Source organism: Collinsella sp. AM10-26 (assembly GCF_003472525.1).
GTDB lineage: Bacteria > Actinomycetota > Coriobacteriia > Coriobacteriales > Coriobacteriaceae > Collinsella.
In genome coordinates this window covers 24,103-45,185 of sequence record NZ_QRMC01000005.1, presented here as the reverse complement: position 1 = coordinate 45,185, position 21,083 = coordinate 24,103, and the positions used below count along the sequence as shown (strand labels likewise).

The 21,083-nt window shown below is 60.2% G+C and carries 18 protein-coding genes; 6 read left to right on the top strand and 12 right to left on the bottom strand.

Annotation, left to right across the window (positions count from 1 at the left end; genetic code table 11):
• Nucleotides 1-3 precede the first annotated feature (3 nt).
• The 10 genes from DW123_RS05550 to DW123_RS05495 all read right to left on the bottom strand — a co-directional run bounded on the left by DW123_RS05550 (nucleotide 4) and on the right by DW123_RS05495 (nucleotide 12,903).
• Nucleotides 4-945 (bottom strand): transketolase family protein, encoded by a 942-nt coding sequence (locus DW123_RS05550; RefSeq protein ID WP_118273198.1) that lies wholly within the window; start codon nucleotides 943-945, stop codon nucleotides 4-6.
• A 1-nt stretch (nucleotide 946) separates the two neighbouring features.
• The gene (locus DW123_RS05545) at nucleotides 947-1,777 is read right to left on the bottom strand and encodes a transketolase (protein ID WP_117734379.1); all 831 of its coding nucleotides are present in this window, start codon (nucleotides 1,775-1,777) and stop codon (nucleotides 947-949) included.
• Nucleotides 1,778-1,984: 207 nt separating this feature from the next.
• Nucleotides 1,985-2,875, bottom strand: coding sequence for a YitT family protein (locus tag DW123_RS05540; RefSeq protein WP_117743527.1), 891 nt, complete (start codon nucleotides 2,873-2,875; stop codon nucleotides 1,985-1,987).
• A gap of 141 nt (nucleotides 2,876-3,016) precedes the next feature.
• Complete coding sequence (gene prfB / locus DW123_RS05535; protein ID WP_117743528.1) at nucleotides 3,017-4,165, bottom strand: peptide chain release factor 2; 1,149 nt, start codon at nucleotides 4,163-4,165, stop codon at nucleotides 3,017-3,019.
• Nucleotides 4,165-6,972 (bottom strand): preprotein translocase subunit SecA, encoded by a 2,808-nt coding sequence (gene secA, locus DW123_RS05530; RefSeq protein ID WP_118273199.1) that lies wholly within the window; start codon nucleotides 6,970-6,972, stop codon nucleotides 4,165-4,167. The genes prfB and secA overlap by 1 nt, the downstream gene beginning before the upstream one ends.
• A gap of 342 nt (nucleotides 6,973-7,314) precedes the next feature.
• Nucleotides 7,315-7,740 (bottom strand): 50S ribosomal protein L31, encoded by a 426-nt coding sequence (gene rpmE, locus DW123_RS05525; protein WP_006235303.1) that lies wholly within the window; start codon nucleotides 7,738-7,740, stop codon nucleotides 7,315-7,317.
• A gap of 674 nt (nucleotides 7,741-8,414) precedes the next feature.
• Nucleotides 8,415-8,840: a hypothetical protein gene (locus DW123_RS05515; RefSeq protein WP_117734375.1), complete on the bottom strand. Its 426-nt coding sequence runs from the start codon at nucleotides 8,838-8,840 to the stop codon at nucleotides 8,415-8,417.
• 1 nt (nucleotide 8,841) lies between these two features.
• Complete coding sequence (locus DW123_RS05510; RefSeq protein ID WP_118273200.1) at nucleotides 8,842-9,501, bottom strand: hypothetical protein; 660 nt, start codon at nucleotides 9,499-9,501, stop codon at nucleotides 8,842-8,844.
• A 433-nt stretch (nucleotides 9,502-9,934) separates the two neighbouring features.
• Nucleotides 9,935-10,675 carry an ATP-binding cassette domain-containing protein gene (locus DW123_RS05500; RefSeq protein ID WP_158553158.1) on the bottom strand — a complete coding sequence of 247 codons (741 nt, stop codon included), beginning with the start codon at nucleotides 10,673-10,675 and terminating at the stop codon, nucleotides 9,935-9,937.
• 5 nt (nucleotides 10,676-10,680) lie between these two features.
• Nucleotides 10,681-12,903: a hypothetical protein gene (locus DW123_RS05495; RefSeq protein WP_117743532.1), complete on the bottom strand. Its 2,223-nt coding sequence runs from the start codon at nucleotides 12,901-12,903 to the stop codon at nucleotides 10,681-10,683.
• Between the two features lie 552 nt (nucleotides 12,904-13,455).
• On the opposite strand from DW123_RS05495, the gene DW123_RS05485 reads away from it, so the two are divergent.
• From DW123_RS05485 to DW123_RS05460, 6 genes are all read left to right on the top strand, one after another.
• Nucleotides 13,456-13,968, top strand: a complete 513-nt coding sequence (locus DW123_RS05485) for a DUF2975 domain-containing protein (protein ID WP_006235293.1) — start codon at nucleotides 13,456-13,458, stop codon at nucleotides 13,966-13,968.
• Between the two features lie 9 nt (nucleotides 13,969-13,977).
• Nucleotides 13,978-14,229 (top strand): helix-turn-helix transcriptional regulator, encoded by a 252-nt coding sequence (locus tag DW123_RS05480; protein WP_006235292.1) that lies wholly within the window; start codon nucleotides 13,978-13,980, stop codon nucleotides 14,227-14,229.
• Between the two features lie 18 nt (nucleotides 14,230-14,247).
• Complete coding sequence (locus DW123_RS05475) at nucleotides 14,248-14,955, top strand: site-specific integrase (RefSeq protein ID WP_255360342.1); 708 nt, start codon at nucleotides 14,248-14,250, stop codon at nucleotides 14,953-14,955.
• Between the two features lie 395 nt (nucleotides 14,956-15,350).
• Nucleotides 15,351-15,638, top strand: a complete 288-nt coding sequence (locus tag DW123_RS05470) for an ACT domain-containing protein (protein WP_006235289.1) — start codon at nucleotides 15,351-15,353, stop codon at nucleotides 15,636-15,638.
• Nucleotides 15,639-15,715: 77 nt separating this feature from the next.
• Nucleotides 15,716-17,134 carry a citrate synthase gene (locus tag DW123_RS05465; RefSeq protein ID WP_118273201.1) on the top strand — a complete coding sequence of 473 codons (1,419 nt, stop codon included), beginning with the start codon at nucleotides 15,716-15,718 and terminating at the stop codon, nucleotides 17,132-17,134.
• A gap of 87 nt (nucleotides 17,135-17,221) precedes the next feature.
• Entirely contained in the window at nucleotides 17,222-18,064 is an 843-nt protein-coding gene (locus DW123_RS05460) for a Cof-type HAD-IIB family hydrolase (RefSeq protein WP_117734368.1), read from the top strand.
• A gap of 122 nt (nucleotides 18,065-18,186) precedes the next feature.
• Here DW123_RS05460 and DW123_RS05455 read toward each other — a convergent pair whose 3' ends face one another.
• A complete protein-coding gene (locus tag DW123_RS05455) occupies nucleotides 18,187-18,981 on the bottom strand; it encodes a Cof-type HAD-IIB family hydrolase (RefSeq protein ID WP_118273202.1) in 795 nt (264 codons plus the stop codon).
• A gap of 206 nt (nucleotides 18,982-19,187) precedes the next feature.
• On the bottom strand, nucleotides 19,188-21,008 hold the full coding sequence (locus DW123_RS05450) for an adenine deaminase (RefSeq protein WP_118273203.1): 1,821 nt from the start codon (nucleotides 21,006-21,008) through the stop codon (nucleotides 19,188-19,190).
• Between the last annotated feature and the right edge of the window lie 75 nt (nucleotides 21,009-21,083).

The window sequence follows — 21,083 nt, the reverse complement described above, 5'->3', positions numbered from 1 at the left end:
GCCTTATGCCAAGAACTCCTTGGTGGTCGCCACGATGTTGGCGGCGTCCAGGCCATACTTGTGCAGGAGCTCTGCACCCGGGCCGGACTCGCCAAAGGTGTCGTTAACGCCAATCTTCTTGAGCGGCGTCGGGCACTGCTCGCACAGGACATCGGCAACGGCGCTGCCCAGACCACCGATCACGGAGTGCTCCTCGACGGTCACGACGTGACCGGTCTTGGTGGCGCTCTTGACGATCAGGTCGGCGTCGATGGGCTTGATGGTGTGCATGTTGATGACCTCGGCGTCGATGCCCTCGGCAGCAAGCTGCTTGGCGGCCTCGAGGGCCTCGCCGACCATCAGACCACAGGCAATGATGGTAACGTCGGCGCCCTCGCGCATGACGATACCCTTACCCAACTCGAACTTGTAGGTCTCGGGGTCGTTGATAACCGGCGAGGCCAGACGGGCAAAGCGCATGTACACAGGGCCGTCGCACTCGTAGGCGGCGCGCGTCACGGCGCGGGCCTCGACGTCGTCGGCGGGAACGATAACGGTCATGCCAGGGATAACGCGCATGAGGGCGATATCCTCGCAGCACTGGTGCGTGGCGCCGTCCTCGCCCACCGAGATACCGGCGTGCGTGGCGCCAATCTTAACGTTGAGATGCGGATAGCCGATGGAGTTGCGGACCTGCTCAAAGGCGCGGCCGGCGGCGAACATGGCAAAGGTGCTCGCAAAGGCAACGCGGCCGGTGGTCGCGATACCGGCGGCAACACCCATCAGGTTGCTCTCGGCGATACCCACATCGAAGAAACGATCGGGGCAGGCGGCCTTAAACTTGCCGGTCTGCGTGGCGGCGGCCAGGTCGGCGTCGAGGACCACAAAGTCGTCGTGCTCGTTGGCGAGCTCGACGAGGGCCTCGCCGTAGCTTACGCGCGTGGCGATTTTCTTGACGTCTGCCATCCTAGAGCTCCTCTCCGGCGGCCGTGAGCTCTGCCATGGCCTGCTCAAACTGTTCATCGTTGGGGGCCTTGCCGTGCCAACCCACCTGGTTCTCCATAAAGGAAACGCCCTTGCCCTTCATGGTCTCGGCGATAATGGCGGTCGGCTGGCCCTTGGTGGCGCGGGCCTCGGCAAAGGCGGCGCGGATCTGATCGAAATCGTTGCCGTCGGCAAGCTCCACCACGTGGAACTTAAAGGCGCGGAACTTGTCTGCCAGCGGCATGGGGTCGTTGACCTCCTCGACGGGACCATCGATTTGCAGGCCGTTGTGGTCAACGATCACGCAAAGGTTATCGAGCTGCTGGTTGCCGGCAAACATGGCGGCCTCCCAGACCTGGCCTTCCTCGCTCTCGCCATCACCCAGCAGGGCGTAGGTGCGATAGTCATCGCCCCAGTGCTTGGCGGCAACCGCCATGCCCACGGCGGCGGAGATGCCCTGGCCCAGCGAGCCGGTGGACATATCGACGCCCGGGGTGTCGTTCATGTTGGGGTGGCCCTGCAGGTGGCTACCGATATGGCGCAGCGTCTCAAGATCCTCCTTGGGGAAGAACCCACGCTCGGCGAGCACGGCGTACAGACCCGGAGCACAGTGGCCCTTGGAGAGCACAAAGCGATCGCGGTCGGCCTTGTGGGGATCAGCCGGGTCGACGTTCATTTCCTCAAAGTACAGATAGGTCATGATGTCGGCAGCGCCGAGCGAACCGCCCGGATGGCCGGACTTGGCAGCGTGCACGCCGGTGACGATGCCCTTCCTTACCTCGTTGGCAACCTTTTTGAGCTCTTCGTCGCTCATTGTGCCTTCCTTTCATCCTCATTAGGCAAAATGCGCACGGCACAGAAGGTAATCCCAACACAGCCGCAATGCACGTACGTCATTCATTATGCTGGAAACTGATGGCTTTACCAGACTTTTTATCATTATTTGAGCAATTTAGCAGGCAGACCCACTGATGAAACGGTTTATCAATGTGAACGTCTTTTGGATGGGGCGCAGCCTGCCCTACGCGTTAATGTCCTTGAATCCCTCGCCAAAGGTTTCCGTAACATCGGCAACCGTCACAATGGCGTGAGGATCGCGCTCGCGCACGATCGTCTTCAGGGTGTTGAGCTCTCGACGGCTCACGATGACCATAATCACCGGCTTCTCGGCGCCCGAATACATACCGGTCGCCTTTAACTTGGTGCAGCCGCGGCCCAGGCCATACATGATGTCGGCCGCGATATCGGGGAAGTTGTCCGAGATGATGAGCACCATACGACGCTTGTTGCCGCCATCGACCACAGCATCGATCACGTAGCCGCTGATCACCATCGAAAGACCTGCATACAGCGCGTTTTCGACCGAAAAGACCGGGGCCGACAGCGCGCACACGGCAACATCGATCGCCATGACGGTGGAGCCCACCGGTAGCGACGTATTGCGCGAGATGATCTGGCCGATCGTGTCGGAGCCTCCGGTGTTGGCACCGGCGCGCAGCACCATGCCGTAGCCGATGCCCGTGATAATGCCGCCCCACATAGCGGGCAGCATCAGATCGGCATGTGCCAACGGCGCCACAAACGGAGCGAACAGGTCGGTGAAAAAGCCCAGCAGCACAAAGCCCGTCGCGGTCTGCACCACATAGAACATGCCGCCCTCGCGCATAACGACCAGCAGCAGCAAGGCATTCATCACGATGGTCTGGATACCGACGGGAAGCGATATGCCATGCGAGGCGCCGACCGCCTGGATAATGGTGGCAAGGCCCGTAACGCCACCGGCAGCAAGGCCGTTGGGAATCAAAAACAGGTCGGTCGCAATAGCGGCCAGAGCGCACCCCAACATAATCTGGGGCAGATCGCGAAAGAAGTTCATCGAAAGAATGCGCTTGATGTCCAGACGATATGCCATGCTGCCTCCCTCAAAAAAGCGCACCCAAACGGATGCGCTTTGAGCTTCTTCTTGTATTCGATTTTACCGATTCGCCGACCAAATACCACCCCCGCTCAGGGTCCGTATTGGCCACATCTGCCCAAAGCCAACCCTATGGGTTTAGACAGACGGGGCCTCCGCATCGGCGTTGCCAGTTGCCCAGCGATGGTAGCCGATCACAAACGGATCCAGATCGCCATCGTCGAGAACGGCCTCGACGTTGCTAGTCTCCACACCCGAGCGCAGGTCCTTGACCATCTGATACGGGTAGAGCACATAGCTGCGAATCTGGTTACCAAAACCGATCGTGGTCTTGGGTCCACGAATCTCGTCGAGCGCCTCGGCGCGCTTCTCGAGCTCGATCTCGTACAGACGGGCCTTGAGAATCTGCATGCACGCGGCCTTGTTTTGAATCTGGCTGCGCTCGTTTTGGCAGGTAACCACAATGCCGCTGGGGAAATGCGTCACGCGCACGGCGGAGTCGGTGGTGTTTACGCCCTGTCCGCCCGGGCCGCTCGCGTGATACACGTCCACGCGGATATCGTCGGGACTGATCTCGATGTCGATATCGTCAGGCAGCACGGGGATGACCTCGACGCCGGCAAACGTGGTCTGGCGGCGCTTCTTGTCGTCGGTGGGGCTAATGCGCACCAGACGGTGGACGCCGGCCTCGGCGCGCAGCATGCCAAACGCGTCCTTGCCCTCGACGGTAAAGGTCGCACGGTCGATGCCGATGACCTCGGCTGCGGGGCAGTCGTTAATGGTGACCTTCCAGCCGCGACGCTGGCAGTACTTCATGTACATCTTGAAGAGCATGAAGGTCCAGTCCTGCGCCTCCAGGCCGCCCTGTCCGGGTTTGATGGTCACAATGGCATCGCCGTGATCGAACTCACCGGTAAACCAGCTCGAAAGCTCGAGCTCGTCGATAGCGCGGGCCAGGCGTTCTGCCGTAGCGGCAGCCTCCTCGCGCAATGCGGCGGCATCGGGGTCGTCGCCCATCTCCTCGGCAAGCTCCAGCGCCGCGCGGGCGTCAGATAGCTCGCCGCGCGCGGTATCCACGGCAGCGATATCTTCCTTGGCGCGAGCGATCTCCTCCATGGTGGCGCGAGCGGCGTCGGCGTCATCCCAAAAGCCGGGGGCCACGCTTTTGGTCTCGAGCTCGGTCACGCGCGTGCGCTTCTCGTCCAAATGAAGATACGACTCGACCTCGCCGAGCCGGTCCGCAAACGCGTCCAGCTCGGCGGGCGTTACCTCTAAAGCCTCGGCCATTAACGATTCCTGCCGTGGCAGTACTTGAACTTCTTACCGCTACCGCAAGGGCACAGGTCGTTGCGGCCCACGTTGACATAAGGGTCATCGCTCTCGGACTTGCGGTAGGTCGTCACCTTGCCACCGTTGTTGACGGCAGCCGGGCCTCCCTGGACGGCCGTGCGGGCCTGCACCTGCGCCTGCTTGCGCAGCACCGAGTCGCCGTTGTCACCATCGACATCGGCGGGGCCGGAGAAGTGTGCACCCTCGAGCGCGGGGTCCTCCTTGTGCTCCACGGCGTGCGGGGCGGCCTTGATCTCGATGCGCAGGACGGTGCGCAGGTAATCCTCGTACATGGTGTCGACGAGCATCTGGAAGGCACCATAAGCCTCGGTCTTGTACTCGACCAGCGGGTCGCGCTGACCAAAACCGCGCAGTCCGATACCGGTCTTGAGGTAGTCCATCTCCTGCAGGTAGTTCATCCAGCGGGTATCGATGACGCGCAGCATGACCTGGGTGTTGAGCTCGCGCATCAGGTCCTCGCCCAGGCGCTCGGCCTTCATGTTGTAGCACTTCTCGACGTAGGCCAGGACATCGGCGGCCAGGGCCTCGAAGTCCTCATCGGGGAACTTGGGCGTATCGATATGCCCGGTGAGCTCCACAACCCACTTGCGCAGGCCCTCCAGGTCGCGCTCGCCCTCGTGGCTGTCCTTGGTGCAGAACTCCTGCACGCAGCGGTACACGGTATCGTGCATGACCTCGGTGATGTGGTCGGTCAGATCCTTGCCGTCCAGAATCTTGTTGCGCTCGGCGTAGATGACCTGGCGCTGCTTGTTCATGACGTCATCGTACTCGAGGACGCTCTTGCGCATGGAGAAGTTGATGCTCTCGACCTTGTGCTGGGCGTTCTCGACGGCCTTGGAGATGATCTTGTGCTGGATGGGCATGTCGTCGCCCATGTCAGCGGTGACCATCATCTTGGAGACACGGTCCATCTTGTCGCCGCCGAACAGGCGCATGAGGTCGTCCTCGAGCGACAGGTAGAACTGAGTCTCGCCCGGATCGCCCTGACGACCGGAGCGGCCGCGCAGCTGGTTGTCGATACGACGGGACTCATGGCGCTCGGTGCCGATGACGGTCAGACCGCCGGCGGCAAGCACGCGCTCGCGCTCGGCCTTGCAGGTCTCCTTGGCCTCGGCGTTAAACTGCTCGAGCTGCTCGGGTGTCACGTCCTCCATGGTCAGGCCCTCGCACTCAAGGCGCTCGCGCACCAGCTCGTCGGGGTTGCCGCCCAGCAGGATGTCGGTACCACGACCGGCCATGTTAGTAGCGATGGTCACGGCGCCGTAGCGTCCGGCCTGGGCAACGATATGAGCCTCGCGCTCGTGATGCTTAGCGTTGAGGACCTCGTGCGCGATGCCGCGCTTGGTAAGGGCGGCCGACAGTTTCTCGGAGCTTTCGATGGAGACGGTGCCCACCAGGACCGGCTGGCCCTTGGCGTGACGTCGCTCGACGTCGTCGGCAACGGCGTTGTATTTGGCCTGGATGGTGCGGTACACCAGGTCCTCGTGGTCAACACGCTGCACGGGCTTGTTGGAGGGGATGACCTCGACGGGTAGCTTGTAGATCTCGCGGAACTCGGCGTCCTCGGTGAGTGCCGTACCGGTCATGCCGGAGAGCTTGTCATACAGACGGAAGTAGTTCTGCAAGGTGATGGTGGCCAGCGTCTGGTTCTCCTCGCGCACGAGCACGCCCTCTTTGGCCTCGATGGCCTGATGCAGGCCCTCGGAGTAGCGGCGGCCTTCCATGATGCGACCGGTGAACTCGTCGACGATCTTGACCTCGCCGTTGGTGACCACGTACTGCTTGTCGCGATGGAACATGTACTGAGCCTTCAGCGCCTGCTGCAGGTGGTTGACCAGCTGGCCCGAAAGGTCGGCATAGATGTCCTCGATGCCCAGGCGGCGCTCGATCTTCTTAAGACCGCGCTCGGTGGCGGCGATGGTGTGCTTGGCCTCGTCCATGACATAGTCGCCCGTGGGCTCCACGTCCTCGGTAGCAGTGAGCATGTCGTGCGACACGTCCTCGCCACGCTCAAGGCCACGCACGGCACGCGCGAAGTCCTTGTAGGTACTGGCGGACTTGGTACCAGCGCCCGAGATGATCAGCGGGGTGCGAGCCTCATCGATCAGGATGGAGTCAACCTCGTCGACGATGGCGTAGTTGTGGCCACGTTGCACGCGCTGCTCGGGACGGGTAACCATGTTGTCACGCAGGTAATCAAAGCCGAACTCGGAGTTGGTGCCGTAGGTGATGTCGGCCTGATAGGCCGGGCGCTTGAGCTCGAGTGGCATGTTGTTCTGGAGCAGACCGACGGTCATGCCCAGGTACTTATAGATGCGGCCCATCCACTCGGAGTCGCGCTTGGCAAGGTAATCATTGACAGTAACGACGTGCACGCCCTTGCTGGCAATAGCGTTGAGATAGCCAGCCAACGTGGAGACGAGGGTCTTACCTTCGCCGGTCTTCATCTCGGCGATGTGGCCCTCGTGCAGTGCCATGGCGCCAATAAGCTGCACGTCAAAGTGGCGCATACCCATGGTGCGCTTGGAAGCCTCACGCACGGTGGCAAAGGCCTCGGGGAGCATGTCGTCGAGCGACTCGCCGTTGGCGTAACGCTCGCGGAACTTATCGGTCTGGCCGCGGAGTTCCTCCTCGGTCATCTTCTCAAACTGGGGCTCAAGACCGTTGATCTGGTCGACGATCTTGTAGTAGCGCTTTAGGTCCTTATCGGATCCAAAGGACAGCAGCTTTGACATGAATCCCATGTGGTTTTCCTTTTTGGCCATCACCCACACCGTGCAGCTGCGGGCGAGTTAAACACAGATGATTGTACTTTAGCCAAACAAGGCGCCGCCTATGCGGTCGACACGCTCGACCACGTAATAACTACGACAGCCTGCCAAAAAGGGACTGGTTTATTTTGGCGGCTTTTATCTGGGAAACCGCTGCCTCTCTCTGCCATTTGGTGCAAGCTAGCCCGTCCCCTTCGCACCAACCTGGCGCAATGGGGACGGGCTAGCTTGCACCAATAAAAAGAAAAGGGCCGCGCACCCAAACGGATGCGCGGCCCTTATGCCATGAATGCGAGTGTTTCCGCGGCGAGCTACTTACTCAGCAGCCTCGGTGGTCTCGGCCTCGGCAGCGGCCTCCTCGACGGGAGCCTCTGCGGGAGCCTCGGCGGCCTGCTTGGCAGCCTCCTCGGCAAACTTAGCGGCACGCTTAGCCTTCTCGGCAGCCTTAGCCTCAGCGGCGGCCTTGCGAGCGGCCTCGGCCTCAGCAGCCTTGGCGGCCTTGGCAGCCTTGGCCTCCTCGGCCTTCTTGAGCTGAGCGGCAGCGGCGCCACCGAACTTGTCGGCGAAGCGCTGGACGCGTCCACCGGTGTCGACGAACTTCTGCTGGCCGGTGTAGAACGGGTGGCACTCGTTGCAAAGCTCGACCTTCATCTCGGACACGGTAGCGTGCGTCTTGAAGGTGTTGCCGCAGGAGCACGTCACCGTGCACTCGACATACTGGGGATGGATACCCTGCTTCATGGTAGGACTCCTTATTGGTCAGGCGCTGGTTACCGATCAGCGCATAAGGCGTCTTGGTTTCCGACCAAGACAACAAACTCGGCTATGGTACCACGGCGCCGCGTGTCCCACAAAAGGTTCACGGTCTTTTCGGCACAACGCGAGGAAAAATGACCCACGGATTACCGACAAATGGTCCCATGAATTACCTTCAAAACGACCCACGCACTGGTAGAACGTTGCAAATTTCAACGTTCTGGAATCGTGGGTGCTGACGGTTTGCCATTGCGAGAGGCATGGCGGCTCGACCATCAGGATAATCTCGGCGAGAAAATCGACGAGGACAGAGGGACGGCAGTATTGGAGCTATCGAAACGAATGGCAAGGACGAGATTATGGAGATGCCCGCCGAGGTCGACTTCTCCGACAGCGTTCCGAACCCCTACATCGGGAAGGTGCGCCGCCGCGTCACTATGAACATCGACGGCTAGAACATCGACTACTTCAAGGCGGAGTCCGCCCGTACAGTGGTGCCGTATCAAGTCATCATCAGCATGTACCTGGCCGAGTGCCGCGGGCGGAGGAAGCGTCTGACGTTCGCGAACTGCAGTGGTGAGCATTCCCGCTTGGGCAGTAAAAGGAAGAGGGGGCTGGCAAGGCCAGTCCCCTCTTCTCTCATGACACTCGATTTGCATTTACGGCACGACGAAAGCCGGGCCGCTGGTTACCTTGTCAAATTCGAGCACCGACGTTCCGGTGTTCAAATAAAGGCTTCCTTGGTTTCCGTCTGCGGAGGCGTAAGCCAGGTGGACAAATCCGTAATCATCTCCTGATTGGTCGGCCAACATGAAGATGTTCGGATCGCCGGTTGTCTCAAATGAACCGTCGGTCACATTTCCATTGCTGTCGACGATTTGCCACCTGTTTTCGTCTTCCCCAAGGAAGGAGAGCTGGGTTAAGCCGGTCTCGTGGTCTCGGTACACTCCGTCTAGGCGGAACCCTTCGGAAATGCCATGTTTCAAGGTGTTCGCATCTTTTATGGATACGGCAGAGACTGCGATTGCGGCTATCGCGACCAATAACGCCAGCGCAATGGGTATTTTGGCGGAGCCGGTCTTCATGTCAGCCTACTTTGCGCTTGCCGAGAGCCATGCTGTAGAACGTGTTGGTGGCCATCTTTGCGTAGACCCTGCGTACCCCGTTCGTCGTCTCATAGACGACGTAGGGTTGAATCTTGTGGGTCACGTTCGCCGTCGCCTTGTAGAAGCCCGATCCGGAAATGTTGACCGCGTACCCCGTCACGCTGAGGGAGCGATTTGCCTTCGGGATGGAAACGCTCACGCTGCCAACTCCTCCGGGAAGGGATACCGACACACCGATCGATCCGCCGCCGGAAGGTGATACGAAGATAGAGCCACCTCCCGATATCTGCACGCCGCCCGCCGGCTGTCCGGCGACGTCATGCCATCCAGTGCTCTTGTTTACCACGCTGCCGTATACCGTGTCGTAGGTCGGACGTCCCCCGGCTCGTGCGTCGCCATCGTACCCGGCGAGGGCTTGCTCGATGATTTGCGCAGCTTCTTCCTCCGCGCGTTCGCGGAGCATCGCGTCAAACTGGTTTTCAGTGAGGTCGGGGCGAACGAAGTAGTCGATTCGATTCTGATCAAGTGTTTGAAATTCCGCCGCTAACACCCCTTTTGGCATCAGTAGGGAGATTCCTCCAACCGCCGCTGCGGCGATAGCGGCTCGCCTGGTGATCCCGGTTTCGACGATTTTCTTCATTGTGTCCTCCTAACGGACGTCTTGGATAGAAAACATCTCCTTTCTCAAAATTGCCCCTGATAACGTGATGATTCCTCGCTCGTTCATATTGCCGTTGGCTTGGGTTGCGCGCGTATTGAATGCGTCGACAAAGCTCTGCATGCCCTGCTTCATAAAGAAGGGGCCGAAGATGGGTGAATTGAACGCGATGGGGACGGAGAAGGCTGCGGCAAGAACGAGCGTAGAGATCCATACGGCCCTGTCTCTTAGGATTAGTTTGAGAAGAAGTCGACAGTACATTTAGAAGCACCTACATTTCTCAAAGCATCGTTAGTTTAATTAATGACAGACCGAATGAAGATACGTGCGACGGGGGCGAGGCAAATGGCTGAGCGGTATTGATACGCGGGTTCAACGGTATCATATTGACCACATAGATTTTTAACTTGCATTTCTACCCGCCCTTTTCGTAGAGTCGCCGATACGTGCTTAGCGCACCCTCGGCGCGTCCGGCAGGCTTTGCGAAATGGGATCCACGAGACTTCGGCGCAGTATCATCTTGCGGGATGCTTCTAATGAGCCTCCCATCCTTCAAAAACAGAATCTCATCGCACTGCCTATCGACCGAATCCAAGATGTGGGATGACATGATGATGCACGTACCAGAATCGGCCAGCTTCCTGAGGATCTCTGAATGCAAGTCCACCCTGCTGGGGTCGAGCGCGTTCATGGGCTCATCTAATAGAAGGTACCGCGCACCCGTCGCATACGCAATCGCCAGGGTAAGCTGCTGCTTCATGCCCTGGCTCAGAGTACGGATCCTCATCTTCGCGAACTCGCCTATCTGCGTTTGTTCCACTATCACTTCGATATCGCGAGCATGTGGCCACATATCGCAAACCATCTTGAGGTGATCTTCCGCACGCAATCCGGGATACAGCAGCGTCCCCTCACCAGGTGCGTAGAAGATCATAGAACGGACCTCTCTTGTACCCGTGCCCTGCGCCTCATCCAGAACGATGCTCCCGTCCACGCGAGGACCCGGCAAACCTGCCATCGCCCGCAGCAACGTCGTCTTTCCATGCCCGTTCGGAGCGACGAGACCGTAGACCGTACCCGGGGCAAACTCAGCGTCCACCGAATCTACGAGTACCTTCTTTCCATAAGAGATCGTCAGCGTTTGAAGGCCAATCATCGAGATCATCCCCTTTCGATCTTTGGAACACTCAGGCGCACCATCAACGGAGATACGGCGCCCAAGACCACCAGCAGAGCGACCGATGCGCCGACGACCTCTCCAAAAGGCATCGCGTTCGTCCCTCGCCCAAGGAACCCAATCGTCCCCACCTGGGAAGCGGGATCAAACGAGGCGAATGGAGCCAGCAGCGCGACGCCCATGCCCGCGCTTTCAACATGAGCGCTCAACGAACCCAACACCAAGAGAACCGCGCAAACCACTCCGGTGACAACGGGGTTGCGGCTAATCGCTGCTGTCAACGCAGCGACGACGGAAATCACGCCGTATGCCATGACCAGCAACGGAATACTGCACAACACCGCCTCCCCCACCATGGACGTTGTCGAAGCTCCCGCCCGAATGAGAGCGACGGGATACTCCGATCCACCCGCACCGTTCTTAATCAAGGACACAACCGCAGCGGGAACCATCGACACCAAAAGCAGCGCCAAGCCAAGCAGGAGAGACAGCGCAACAGCCGTCAGAAAACGCACATGCGCTGTTGCGGGGACTTGGAAAACCAGAAGGGAACGGCACCGCAGGTAGGTGCACGCAAGCGATGTGACAACCACGGGCAACAGCCAAAACAAGGAAGGAAGCGCTGCCTGGAGATAGGAAAGGAGGATTAATGGGGGCATCTTCGTACTTAACTCGTAAACCTTGGGGTCCGGCAAGCTCGCGATCGACTCGAGCAGAAGGGCGCGCGCCTCCGCACGAGAAGGAGTCTCCGGCTCGATTCCGATCGATTGCAGGAGGGTCGCATCTGCCGCGCCCAGCTCGCCTCGAGCGCGCTCGTACGTCGCAAGGCTTCGAAACCCCTCCGCAGGCGTGGGCGCGTACACGAAACCCGAAAGAGCATCTCGCATGCCTTCCAGGGCCGCTTTGCCCTCGACGTCCATATTCGCAACGTCCTGCTCTAGATACCGATCTATTGAACGGAGCTCCCCATCCCTATACCGAACAGCGGAAACGTCACCAGCGTCAGGAAACACCTCGACCAGAGCCGGGGCCAGCATCGCCGTCGACATTGCAATCGCGCATACGGCGAGGGCAGGAGAATGCAGGAGCAGCTTCCCCATCGTTCTTACGTATGCAACGGCGGAGGTACAAGCGCTCGAACGGGCTGTCGTTCTCGATGCGGTGAAGGAACCTCTCTCAAGACAAATCGGGGACATCGGGCGCGCGCAGCCGCTCTTTCCAGCAACGCAAAGCAGGCTAATTGCCAGCACCTCGATCCCGATTGCGCATACGAGGGTAATCGCGCCACGCTCGAAGCAAAGTCCAGGCAGATTCACTATCTGCGTTGTCGGGTACGGGCTATAGGCGCCGACGGTCAACTCAGTGTTCGCATACGTAAGGGGATTCAACAGGGCGAACTCACGTAAAGCGATGGATCTTCCGTAATACCCGGGAACCATCGTCGCCCCCATCAGGGCACATACGAACACGATTCCAAGCGTAGGGTTATTGGCAATCTTCACGGCAAGGTGAACGACGAGCGAGATGAACGCCGCCACCAAGAATTGCAAGATGGCCGTCTGTGCGAACACCAGCCAAGCCGGTTTGATAACCGGAGTCGCATATTGAACGTAGCCTATCGGATAGAACAGCGAGCCCGGGCCATTCTTCACAAGTGCGGCGATTATCCCTGGAAGATTGACGGCGAAGACGGCAAGCATCGCAAAAACACTCGCCCATACGCTCGATGCAACAAGCCTGCCCAGCTCACCCATCGGTGCCTGGATGATGAGTTTTTCACGTTTGTTAAGACGCGCGGCAAGGAACGAGACGGCAACGGCCGTTGCGGCCCATAGCAAGTACTCCTTCGATCCGTCATAAAAGGAGTACGCTCCATCCGATACCTGCAGAAACGGAAGCAGAGGAGAGAGCGGCGCCAAGACAAGACGCCCCGCGGCAAGAGGGTACAGAAGCGCGGGCATGCTTGATGAAGAGGTATAGACGCCCTCCTCCCCCGCATTCACAAGCGCATCCGCATAGGATGCTGACAATTCCTGCTCAACACGGGTTATTCCCGACTCGAGGTATTCAACCCGTCCGTCGATGCCAGCCGCGCTCCTGAAGACGGGCAGAGCACAAAGAACCATCAACGCAACAACGGCAACACAGAGCGACCTGGAGGAGAGGAGCGACCTAAAGATTGCCTTCGAGATTTTGAGCATATTCATCGCCAACCTTAACCTCATCCAGTCGGAACAGAGGGGCCGAACAAAATGCTCGGCCCCTCCTCGCATCTAGTAGGTGCTATAGACAAATTGCCATTTATCAGTTGTGCCAAGAACACCACAGGAACACATTGCAGCGAGGCGGGATTCCCTATGATGCGCGGATCGGCGATAGCCATTTCGGTAGGAGATCGTCTTGTAAGAGATGTTGAACATCGAGATGCTGTGCCCGCTCACGCCGCGAGGACAGCTGTAGCTCCAGTAGGTATCGACGACGTCGTCCGTATACCCGAGGGGCTCAACGAGGGCACACTGGCTGCTCTCCTGGGAAGGAGGCATCGGGGTATCCGCAAAAGCAGGGGCTCCCGGCAGCAACAGACAAAGAGCGAGGCCGAGGAAAACCAAGAGCTTACACGACTTAACAGTACTGAACATAATCCTCCCCAATCTAGAGGGGTTTCGGTTGCAGCATGCTGTGATTACTTGCCGGCAAAATCAATTTAACATAAACTGTTAAAAAGTAACCTGAGTTTTTTAAATTCTTCGGAGGTTATTATGAGTTCCGACAATCGCACTCCCCGGCTTCATTCCTTCCGCATCGCATGTGCGATAGCCTCTGCGACCCTTTGCGCCACCGCCATCGCACAAGTGGCGTTCTCCTTAAAGCCAGCAATCGAAGTGCTCGACAACCCTGTAATTGCAGACTCCCCCGCGTATCCAGCCCTTGCGATCTCGACATTGGTCCCTGCCGTCATCGGTATCGCTACGACCATCCTCAGCGCCGTTCTCGTGTGGACGATCAAGAGCGGAGACCCCTTCAAGAAAGGGTCTGCGACATGCTTGAAGGTGCTCGGCATTCTCTTCGTTGTTCAAGCTGCCACCAGCCTCTACGCCGGCTCACTCAAAACCTCCGTTTCGATGTTTGGCGGCGAGGGGGCCGTCGGCGCCCAAGAGATCGCTTCATCATTCGATTGGACCTCTCTGGTTCTCGGCATCGTCCTGTTCATGCTTTCCCAGCTCTTCTTGTACGCCCGAGAGCTGTACCTCGACTCCGACGAGATTGCGTAAGGAAACGCCATGCCCGTAATTGTTCGCCTCGACAAGATCATGGCCGAGCGAAAGATTTCCTCGAACGAACTTGCCGAAAGGATTGGAACCACGCCCGTGAACCTGTCCCGTATTAAAAAAGGGCATATTCGCGGCATTCGCTTCAACACACTCGAGCAGCTATGCCTCGCCCTTCGTTGCCAACCCGGAGACCTTCTCGAAGTCATGAGCGAAGAGGATGCCCGAAAGGAGTTCGGACTCGATTGGTCCGCCGAGGATTAGAGGGCGGTCGTACTCGCCCTGCACACGGGGATGCGAATCGGCGAGGTCTGCGGCCTTCGGTGGTGCGATGTGGATTTCGAGACGGGCCTGATCTCGATCAGACACTCGGTGGCGTACGCGAAGGGAATGGGTTCGTTCATCAAGGACACCAAGACCCATGACGCCAGGGGTATCCCCATCGACCCGGTCGGCCTACTCCCCTTCCTGAAGGAGACCCACGAGATCGACTGCGGAAAGCTGCGCTTGCGCGGCCTTACCGGGGCGGTCGAGATCGGGGACTGCTACATCCTGTCGGAGCCGGGCGCGACCTTCGCGACGACAAGCTATATCCGCAGGGCGTTCAAGACGTTCTCGGAGACCAACGGCCTCATGGGCACCAACGACGAGCTGATCACGTTCCACGGCCTTCGCCACACGTTCGCAACGCAGTGGATCCGCCAAGGCGGCGATATCAAGGCGCTCCAATCGATCCTCGGCCACAAGGACGCCATGGCGACGCTCAACGTCTACGCCGACATCGAGCCCATCTCCAAAATCCATAACATGCTGCGCGCCACGCCGTGCCTTTGGCGCGGGCACCTCGGGCCGAGGGTCGATCCGGGTCCCATGTTCCAACAGAGGATCCAGGAGTCCATCGAGACGCTCCAGGCGTTCGGCTACGGCATCACCGAGCCGGACGACCGAAATATCGCCATACGCGACGTGAAGACGAACAGTTGGCTCTAGCTCACCGAGTACGCGGCAGTGCTGGGCCCATCCCAACTGAGGTCACGGTGGTCCGATAGGGGCGCCGCCCGCGGCATGCGCCGCGGAGCGGTATCCCCTACCGAAGGGCGGGGATGCCCTCCGCTTCCAGTTCGGAATCAGCCGTCGGAGGCGTTCGGCTGACTGCGGGAACGGCCTGTCCGCTCAATGTGTTCGGCTGAGATCGGAAATCAACCCAACACGAGCCGGACACGCGCCAGACGGCTCTTCCCCGTACGGCCTTCCCCCTTACGCTCATGTTGCAGGCATGTAACGCCGCAGCGAGCGCGCCTTTTTTGCGCCAGACAGGTACAATGATGAACACTGTACCGTAGCGGAGCGCCCTCGCGCGCCGCAACCACGCGAAAGGGTTTCCCATGGCCGAGATCTCGTCCTCCCGTATCGTCATCACCGTCCTTGGCAAGAACCGCCCCGGCATCGTCGCCGGCGTCACCCGCGTTCTGGGCGAGGCCAACGTCGACATCCGCGACATTACGCAGTCCATTATCGAGGACATCTTCACCATGACCATGCTGGCCGATACCGCCGAGTCCAAGCTCGACTTCGCTGAGCTGCAGAAGGCCCTGGCCGAGGCCGGCGAGCTTTCGGGCGTCAACGTGTCCATCCAGCGCGAGGACGTCTTCAACTTTATGTACCGCCTGTAGCGAGCAAGCCGCTGGGGATAGCCTGACGCGCGCATGCCCATGCAAGTCACCCCGATGCGGCCCGGAGAGGAGCGCGCATGGCCTACGACGCCAAGAAAATCTATTACCGCTTCGATGACCACTTGAGCCGCCTGGTTCTGGATTACGAAGCAAGCCGCCAGATTTCGCCTGAGAGCGAAAACCTCTACCACGGCCTGCCGACCGACCCTTATGACGAGGGCCTGTTCGTAGAGCACAACGTCAAGCGCGGCCTGCGCAATGCCGACGGCTCGGGCGTGGTCGCGGGCCTTACCCGCATCTCGGACGTGCACGGCTACAACAAGGTCGACGGCAAAGTCGTGCCTGACCAGGGCAAGCTCACGCTGCGCGGCTATAGCATCGAGGATCTGGTCAACAATGCCCAGGCCGAGAATCGCTACGGCTACGAGGAAGTCGCCTATCTGCTTATCACGGGTTCGCTGCCCAACAAGGAAGAGCTCGACGGCTTTTGCGAGCGCCTGGGCGCCTTTAGACATCTGAGCGACGAGTACGTCAAAGAGTTCCCTATGACCACGGTGTCGTCGAGCATCATGAACGTGCTCCAGCGCGCCGTGCTGCTGCTCTACGCCTTCGATGCCGAACCAGACGTGATCACGCCCGAGCACGAAATCGACGTCGCCATTTCCATGCTCGCACGTCTCCCGCGCATCGCCGCCTTCGCACACATGGCCTCGATCGCCAAGCTTCGCGGCTCCGAGGTGCACGTGCCGCACCCCACGCCCGGCCTTTCCACCGCCGAGACCATCCTGCAGGTCCTGCGCGGCGGCATGGCGTTCACCCGCGATGAGGCGATGCTGCTCGACGTTATGCTCATGCTGCATGCCGAGCACGGCGGCGGCAACAACTCCACCTTCGCTTGCCGCGTGCTGTCGTCTTCGGCCACCGACCCGTATTCCGCCTACGCCGCGGCTATCGGCTCGCTCAAGGGCCCGCGCCACGGCGGTGCCAATGCCAAGGTCGTGTCTATGCACGAGGACATCCGCGCGCATGTTTCCAACTGGGAGGACGAGGACGAGGTCGCGGCCTACCTGGGCAAGATCCTCGACAAACAGGCCTTCGACGGCACGGGTCTCATCTACGGTATGGGCCACGCCGTCTACACGCTGAGCGACCCACGTGCCGAGGTGTGCCGCCGTTACGCGCGCACGCTTGCCGCCAAGAAGGACCTGGGCGATGAGTTCGCACTCATCGAGCGCATCGAGCGCCTGGCACCGCAGGTGATGCGCGACCACGGCATGACCAAGCCCATCTGCGCCAACATCGACCTGTACACAGGCTTTATCTACAAGATGCTCGGCGTGCCCGAGACGCTCTTTACGCCGCTATTCGCCGTCGCCCGCATGGCCGGCTGGTCGGCGCACCGCATGGAAGAGCTCTTCTGCGCGCATCGCATCATCCGCCCGGCATACCGTCCGGTGATCGAGCCGCTGAAGTACAAGCCGCTCGCCGACCGCTAGGACGCGGACCGTTATAGAACCCGAGCGTGGCCAGGGCATCACCGCCCTCGGCCACGCTTTTTATGCCAGTAGAAAGGGCTGCATCGAATGATTGTGTTTTCCGACATGGATGGAACGCTGCTGACGAGCGATAAGCAGATGAGCGACGCCACCTGGGCGATGCTCGACGAGCTCGCACGCCGCGGTATTGAGTTTGTGCCCTGCACGGGGCGCCCGCTGTCGGGCGTCTTTGAGCCCATCCTCGCCCATCCTGCCGTGCACTACGCGGTCTGCGCCAACGGTGCCAGCGTCTGGCAGCTCGACGACGGTACGCCTACCGATGTCTCACGTGCTACGCGCATTTTGAGCCGACCGCTCGACCGCGCCATCGCCCACCGCGTCCATAGCATTGCCGCCGGCCACGATGTGACCTTCGATATCTTCGCGGACGGGCAGTGCTTCCTCCCCCGCCCGCTCTACACGCGCCTGGACGAATTCTGTGGCGGCGATCCTCACATCGCGGCTTCGCTCAAGCGCACGCGAACGCCGATCGACATGGATATCGACAGCAAAATCGACGAAGTCGAGGTGCTCGAGCGCATCGCCATGTACTGGCACGACCCGGCCGATCGCGACGCCATCTCGGCTGAGCTCGACACGCTCGGAGGCATTGAGGTCACGCGTTCGTACGCCATGAATATCGAGGTCATGGGCGAGGGCGCCACCAAGGGAACAGCCCTCACGTGGCTATGCGAGCACCTGGGCGAGCGTCTCGCCGACGCCTGGGCGTTCGGCGACAACATCAACGACATCCCCATGCTGCAGGCAGCGGGCCACGGCATGGCCATGATCAACGGCGAACCCGAAGACCGCGAGGCCGCCGACGCCATCACCGAATACGACAACGACCACGACGGCGTCGCCCGCACCATCATGGCCGCCCTCGCCTAGTCATTGGGGACGTTCTTAAATGACTAGTCCTTGAATGACTGGTCGTCGGGGACACTCTTCGCAAAAAGCTGCAAGGACTGTCCCCCACTGCCGGCAGAAAAGGAACGTCCCCATCTGCCGAATTAGGCGAGACTCTCCAGCACGCGACGGAGCTCCTGCTGGACGGCGTGGTCGCGGTTGCACCCCACCACGCGATCGGCGACTGCCTTGAGCGCGGGGCGCGCGTTTTCCATCGCGCAGCCCGTGCCGACAAAGCGAATGATCTCGTAGTCGTTCATCGAGTCGCCAAATGCCATGATCTCATCGCGCCCAATGCCGTAATGCTCCGCGAGTTGCGCTATACCCGAGGCCTTCGACACGCCGGGCTGCATGGCATCGATCCACGCGTTGCCCGAAGGCGCAAAGGTAAAGAACTGGCCGAGCTCGCGCTGCAGTACGTAAGCGCTGTCCATAACGGCACCATCATCGCAAAAGATACTCGCCTTGATGATATTTACGCTGGGATCGGGCAGCTCCCAAATGCGCTCGGCATTGGGAAGGTCCTTATCCACCTCGCGCACGAACTTACTCTCGTCATCGAGCAAGAAGGACTTGGTTCGGTCAAAGAGTGCAAGATGCAGATTGGGAAACGTCGCGACGGCCTGGGCTAGCTTTCGAATCGCCAGGTGCGAATACACCTCACGGCCTACCATTTTGCCGTCGGCGTAGACCTGGGCACCGTTAGCTGCGACAAAGTCCATTTTGTCGCGAACGGGCGCAAAGAACTCGCACAGGCGATCGTAGCGGCGGCCTGACGACGCGGCAAAATGCACGCCATGCTCGCGTAGTGCCAGGATCAGTTCGTAGGTCTCGGGAGACACCTGGCCATTTTCGTCAAGCAGTGTGCCGTCCATATCGGATGCAATCAGCTTAAACATAGAAAAGCTCCCTTCGGGCTTGCTGGAATCGAACGTGTATCCGATTCCAACGTACCCAAAGGGAGCTCAAATAAGACCCCGCAGTCATAAACGTTACATAGACCTGGCAAATAGCTCACGCGCACCAGAGAGCCCACGGTCGCGGCGTCAGGCGACACGCCAAAGAGTGTCCCCAGCGACTAGTCGTTTAAGAACGTCCCCGATGATTAGTCGGCGTAGGTGAAGGTTGTAACGTCGAACATGCCCTCGGGGCGGATGCGGAGCGTCGGGATAACCGGCAGGGGCAGAAAGATGATGCCCATGATGGGGTCGAGCGGCGGCTCAATACCCATGGCGCGCGCCTTGACCATAAAGTCGTCGTGCTGCGCGGCAACGTCCTCGGCCGTACCCTCGCTCATAAGGCCACCGAGCGCCAGCGGAATGCGCGCCACGACCTCGCCGTTGCGCACCAGCACGTGGCCGCCCTGGCCCACGGCCTCAACGGCAGCCATCATATCCGCCGCATTGTCGCCCACCACGCACACGTTGTGCGAGTCGTGGCCGATCGTCGAGGCGATAGCGCCGCCCGTGATGGTAAAGCCGCGCACCCAGCCGCGACCGATGTGCTTGCCAACAAGACCCAGGCCCGCAGGACCATCACCGTCGGCGCCCTCGGCTTGCAGCGACACGCCGCGGCCGTGACGTTCGATCAGCATAATGCGGCGCAGGCCCTCGTCAGTCTCGGGACGAACCATGCCCGTGATAGCCATGCCCGGGATCACATCAATAACCGCCTCGCCCGGCTTAAAGGCATAATCGAACACGTCAAGCGAAAGCTTCGGCAGCTTAACGGAGGCGCGCAGCTCATCGGCAAGGGCCGCAACCTCGGCCATCTCGGGTGCAATCTCGCCCACAAAGGCGCCGTCCTGTGCCACGAGCGCACCGGCGGCATACACGAGATGCGGAGCCGCGACAAACGTCAGGTCGTTGAGCACCAGCAGGTCGGCGCGCTTGCCCGGGGCGATCGCGCCGCGGAGCTCATGCGGGTCACGACAGCCGTGGTCCAGGCCAAATGCCTCAGCCGTGGAAAGGGACGCCATGGAGATAGCGACCACCGGGTCGATGCCGGCCTCGATGGCCACGCGGCAGGCATTGTCGATCATGCCGGTCGAAAGAGCATCAGAGGGAGCGCGGTCGTCGGTCGCTAAGCAGCAGCGGCGGGCGCGGGCAGGGTTCTCCAGCAGCATCGGGGACAAATTAGCCAGGTCGTGGCTGCACGTGCCCTCACGCAGCATCACATACATGCCGCGGGACAGCTTGTCGAGCGCCTCCTCGGGAATCGTCGACTCGTGGTCGGCAATGATGCCTGCCGCGGCATAGGCGTTGAGATCCTTGCCGGCAACGAGCGGGGCGTGACCGTCGACCTGCTTGGACGGCGTCTGGTTGGCAGCGTCGATACGAGCACAGGTCTCGGGATCGGCCATAAAGACGCCCGGCAGGTTCATCATCTCGCCCAGGCCAAAGACATCACCCGGATGCTCGGCAAAAAACGCCTGCATATCGGCGGCCGAAATAACGGCACCGGCCTGCTCATCGGGCAGCGCGGGCACGCACGAAGGCATCATGTACTTGATGGAGATGGGTGCGCGGCGACCATCCTCGATCATAAAGCGCAAGCCGTCGAGACCGGCAACATTGGCAATCTCGTGGCTGTCGGCAATGGCGGTGGTAGTACCGCGCGTCGCGGCCATGCGAGCATACTCGGCGGGACGGATGTTCGAAGACTCGATATGCAGGTGCCCGTCAATAAAGCCGGGAGCAAGATAGCGGCCCTGGCAGTCGATAACCTCGGTCGCCTCGTAGGTGCCGGCGGCATCGTCGCGACCGTCGTAGAGCACGCCGACGATTACGCCATCCTTGACGGCAACGCTACCGGGTGCCACGCGCTGGCCATATACGTCGACAATCTGCGCATTGGTAAACAGCGTGTCGACGGGCACGCGACCCTCGGCAGCGTCGATCACAGACCTCATGACCTCAACGGACATACATACTCCTTTAACCGTAGAAAAAAGCTGCAGGGCGGACAGACCTTCACCGCAGCAAACCAATAGCCATTGTAT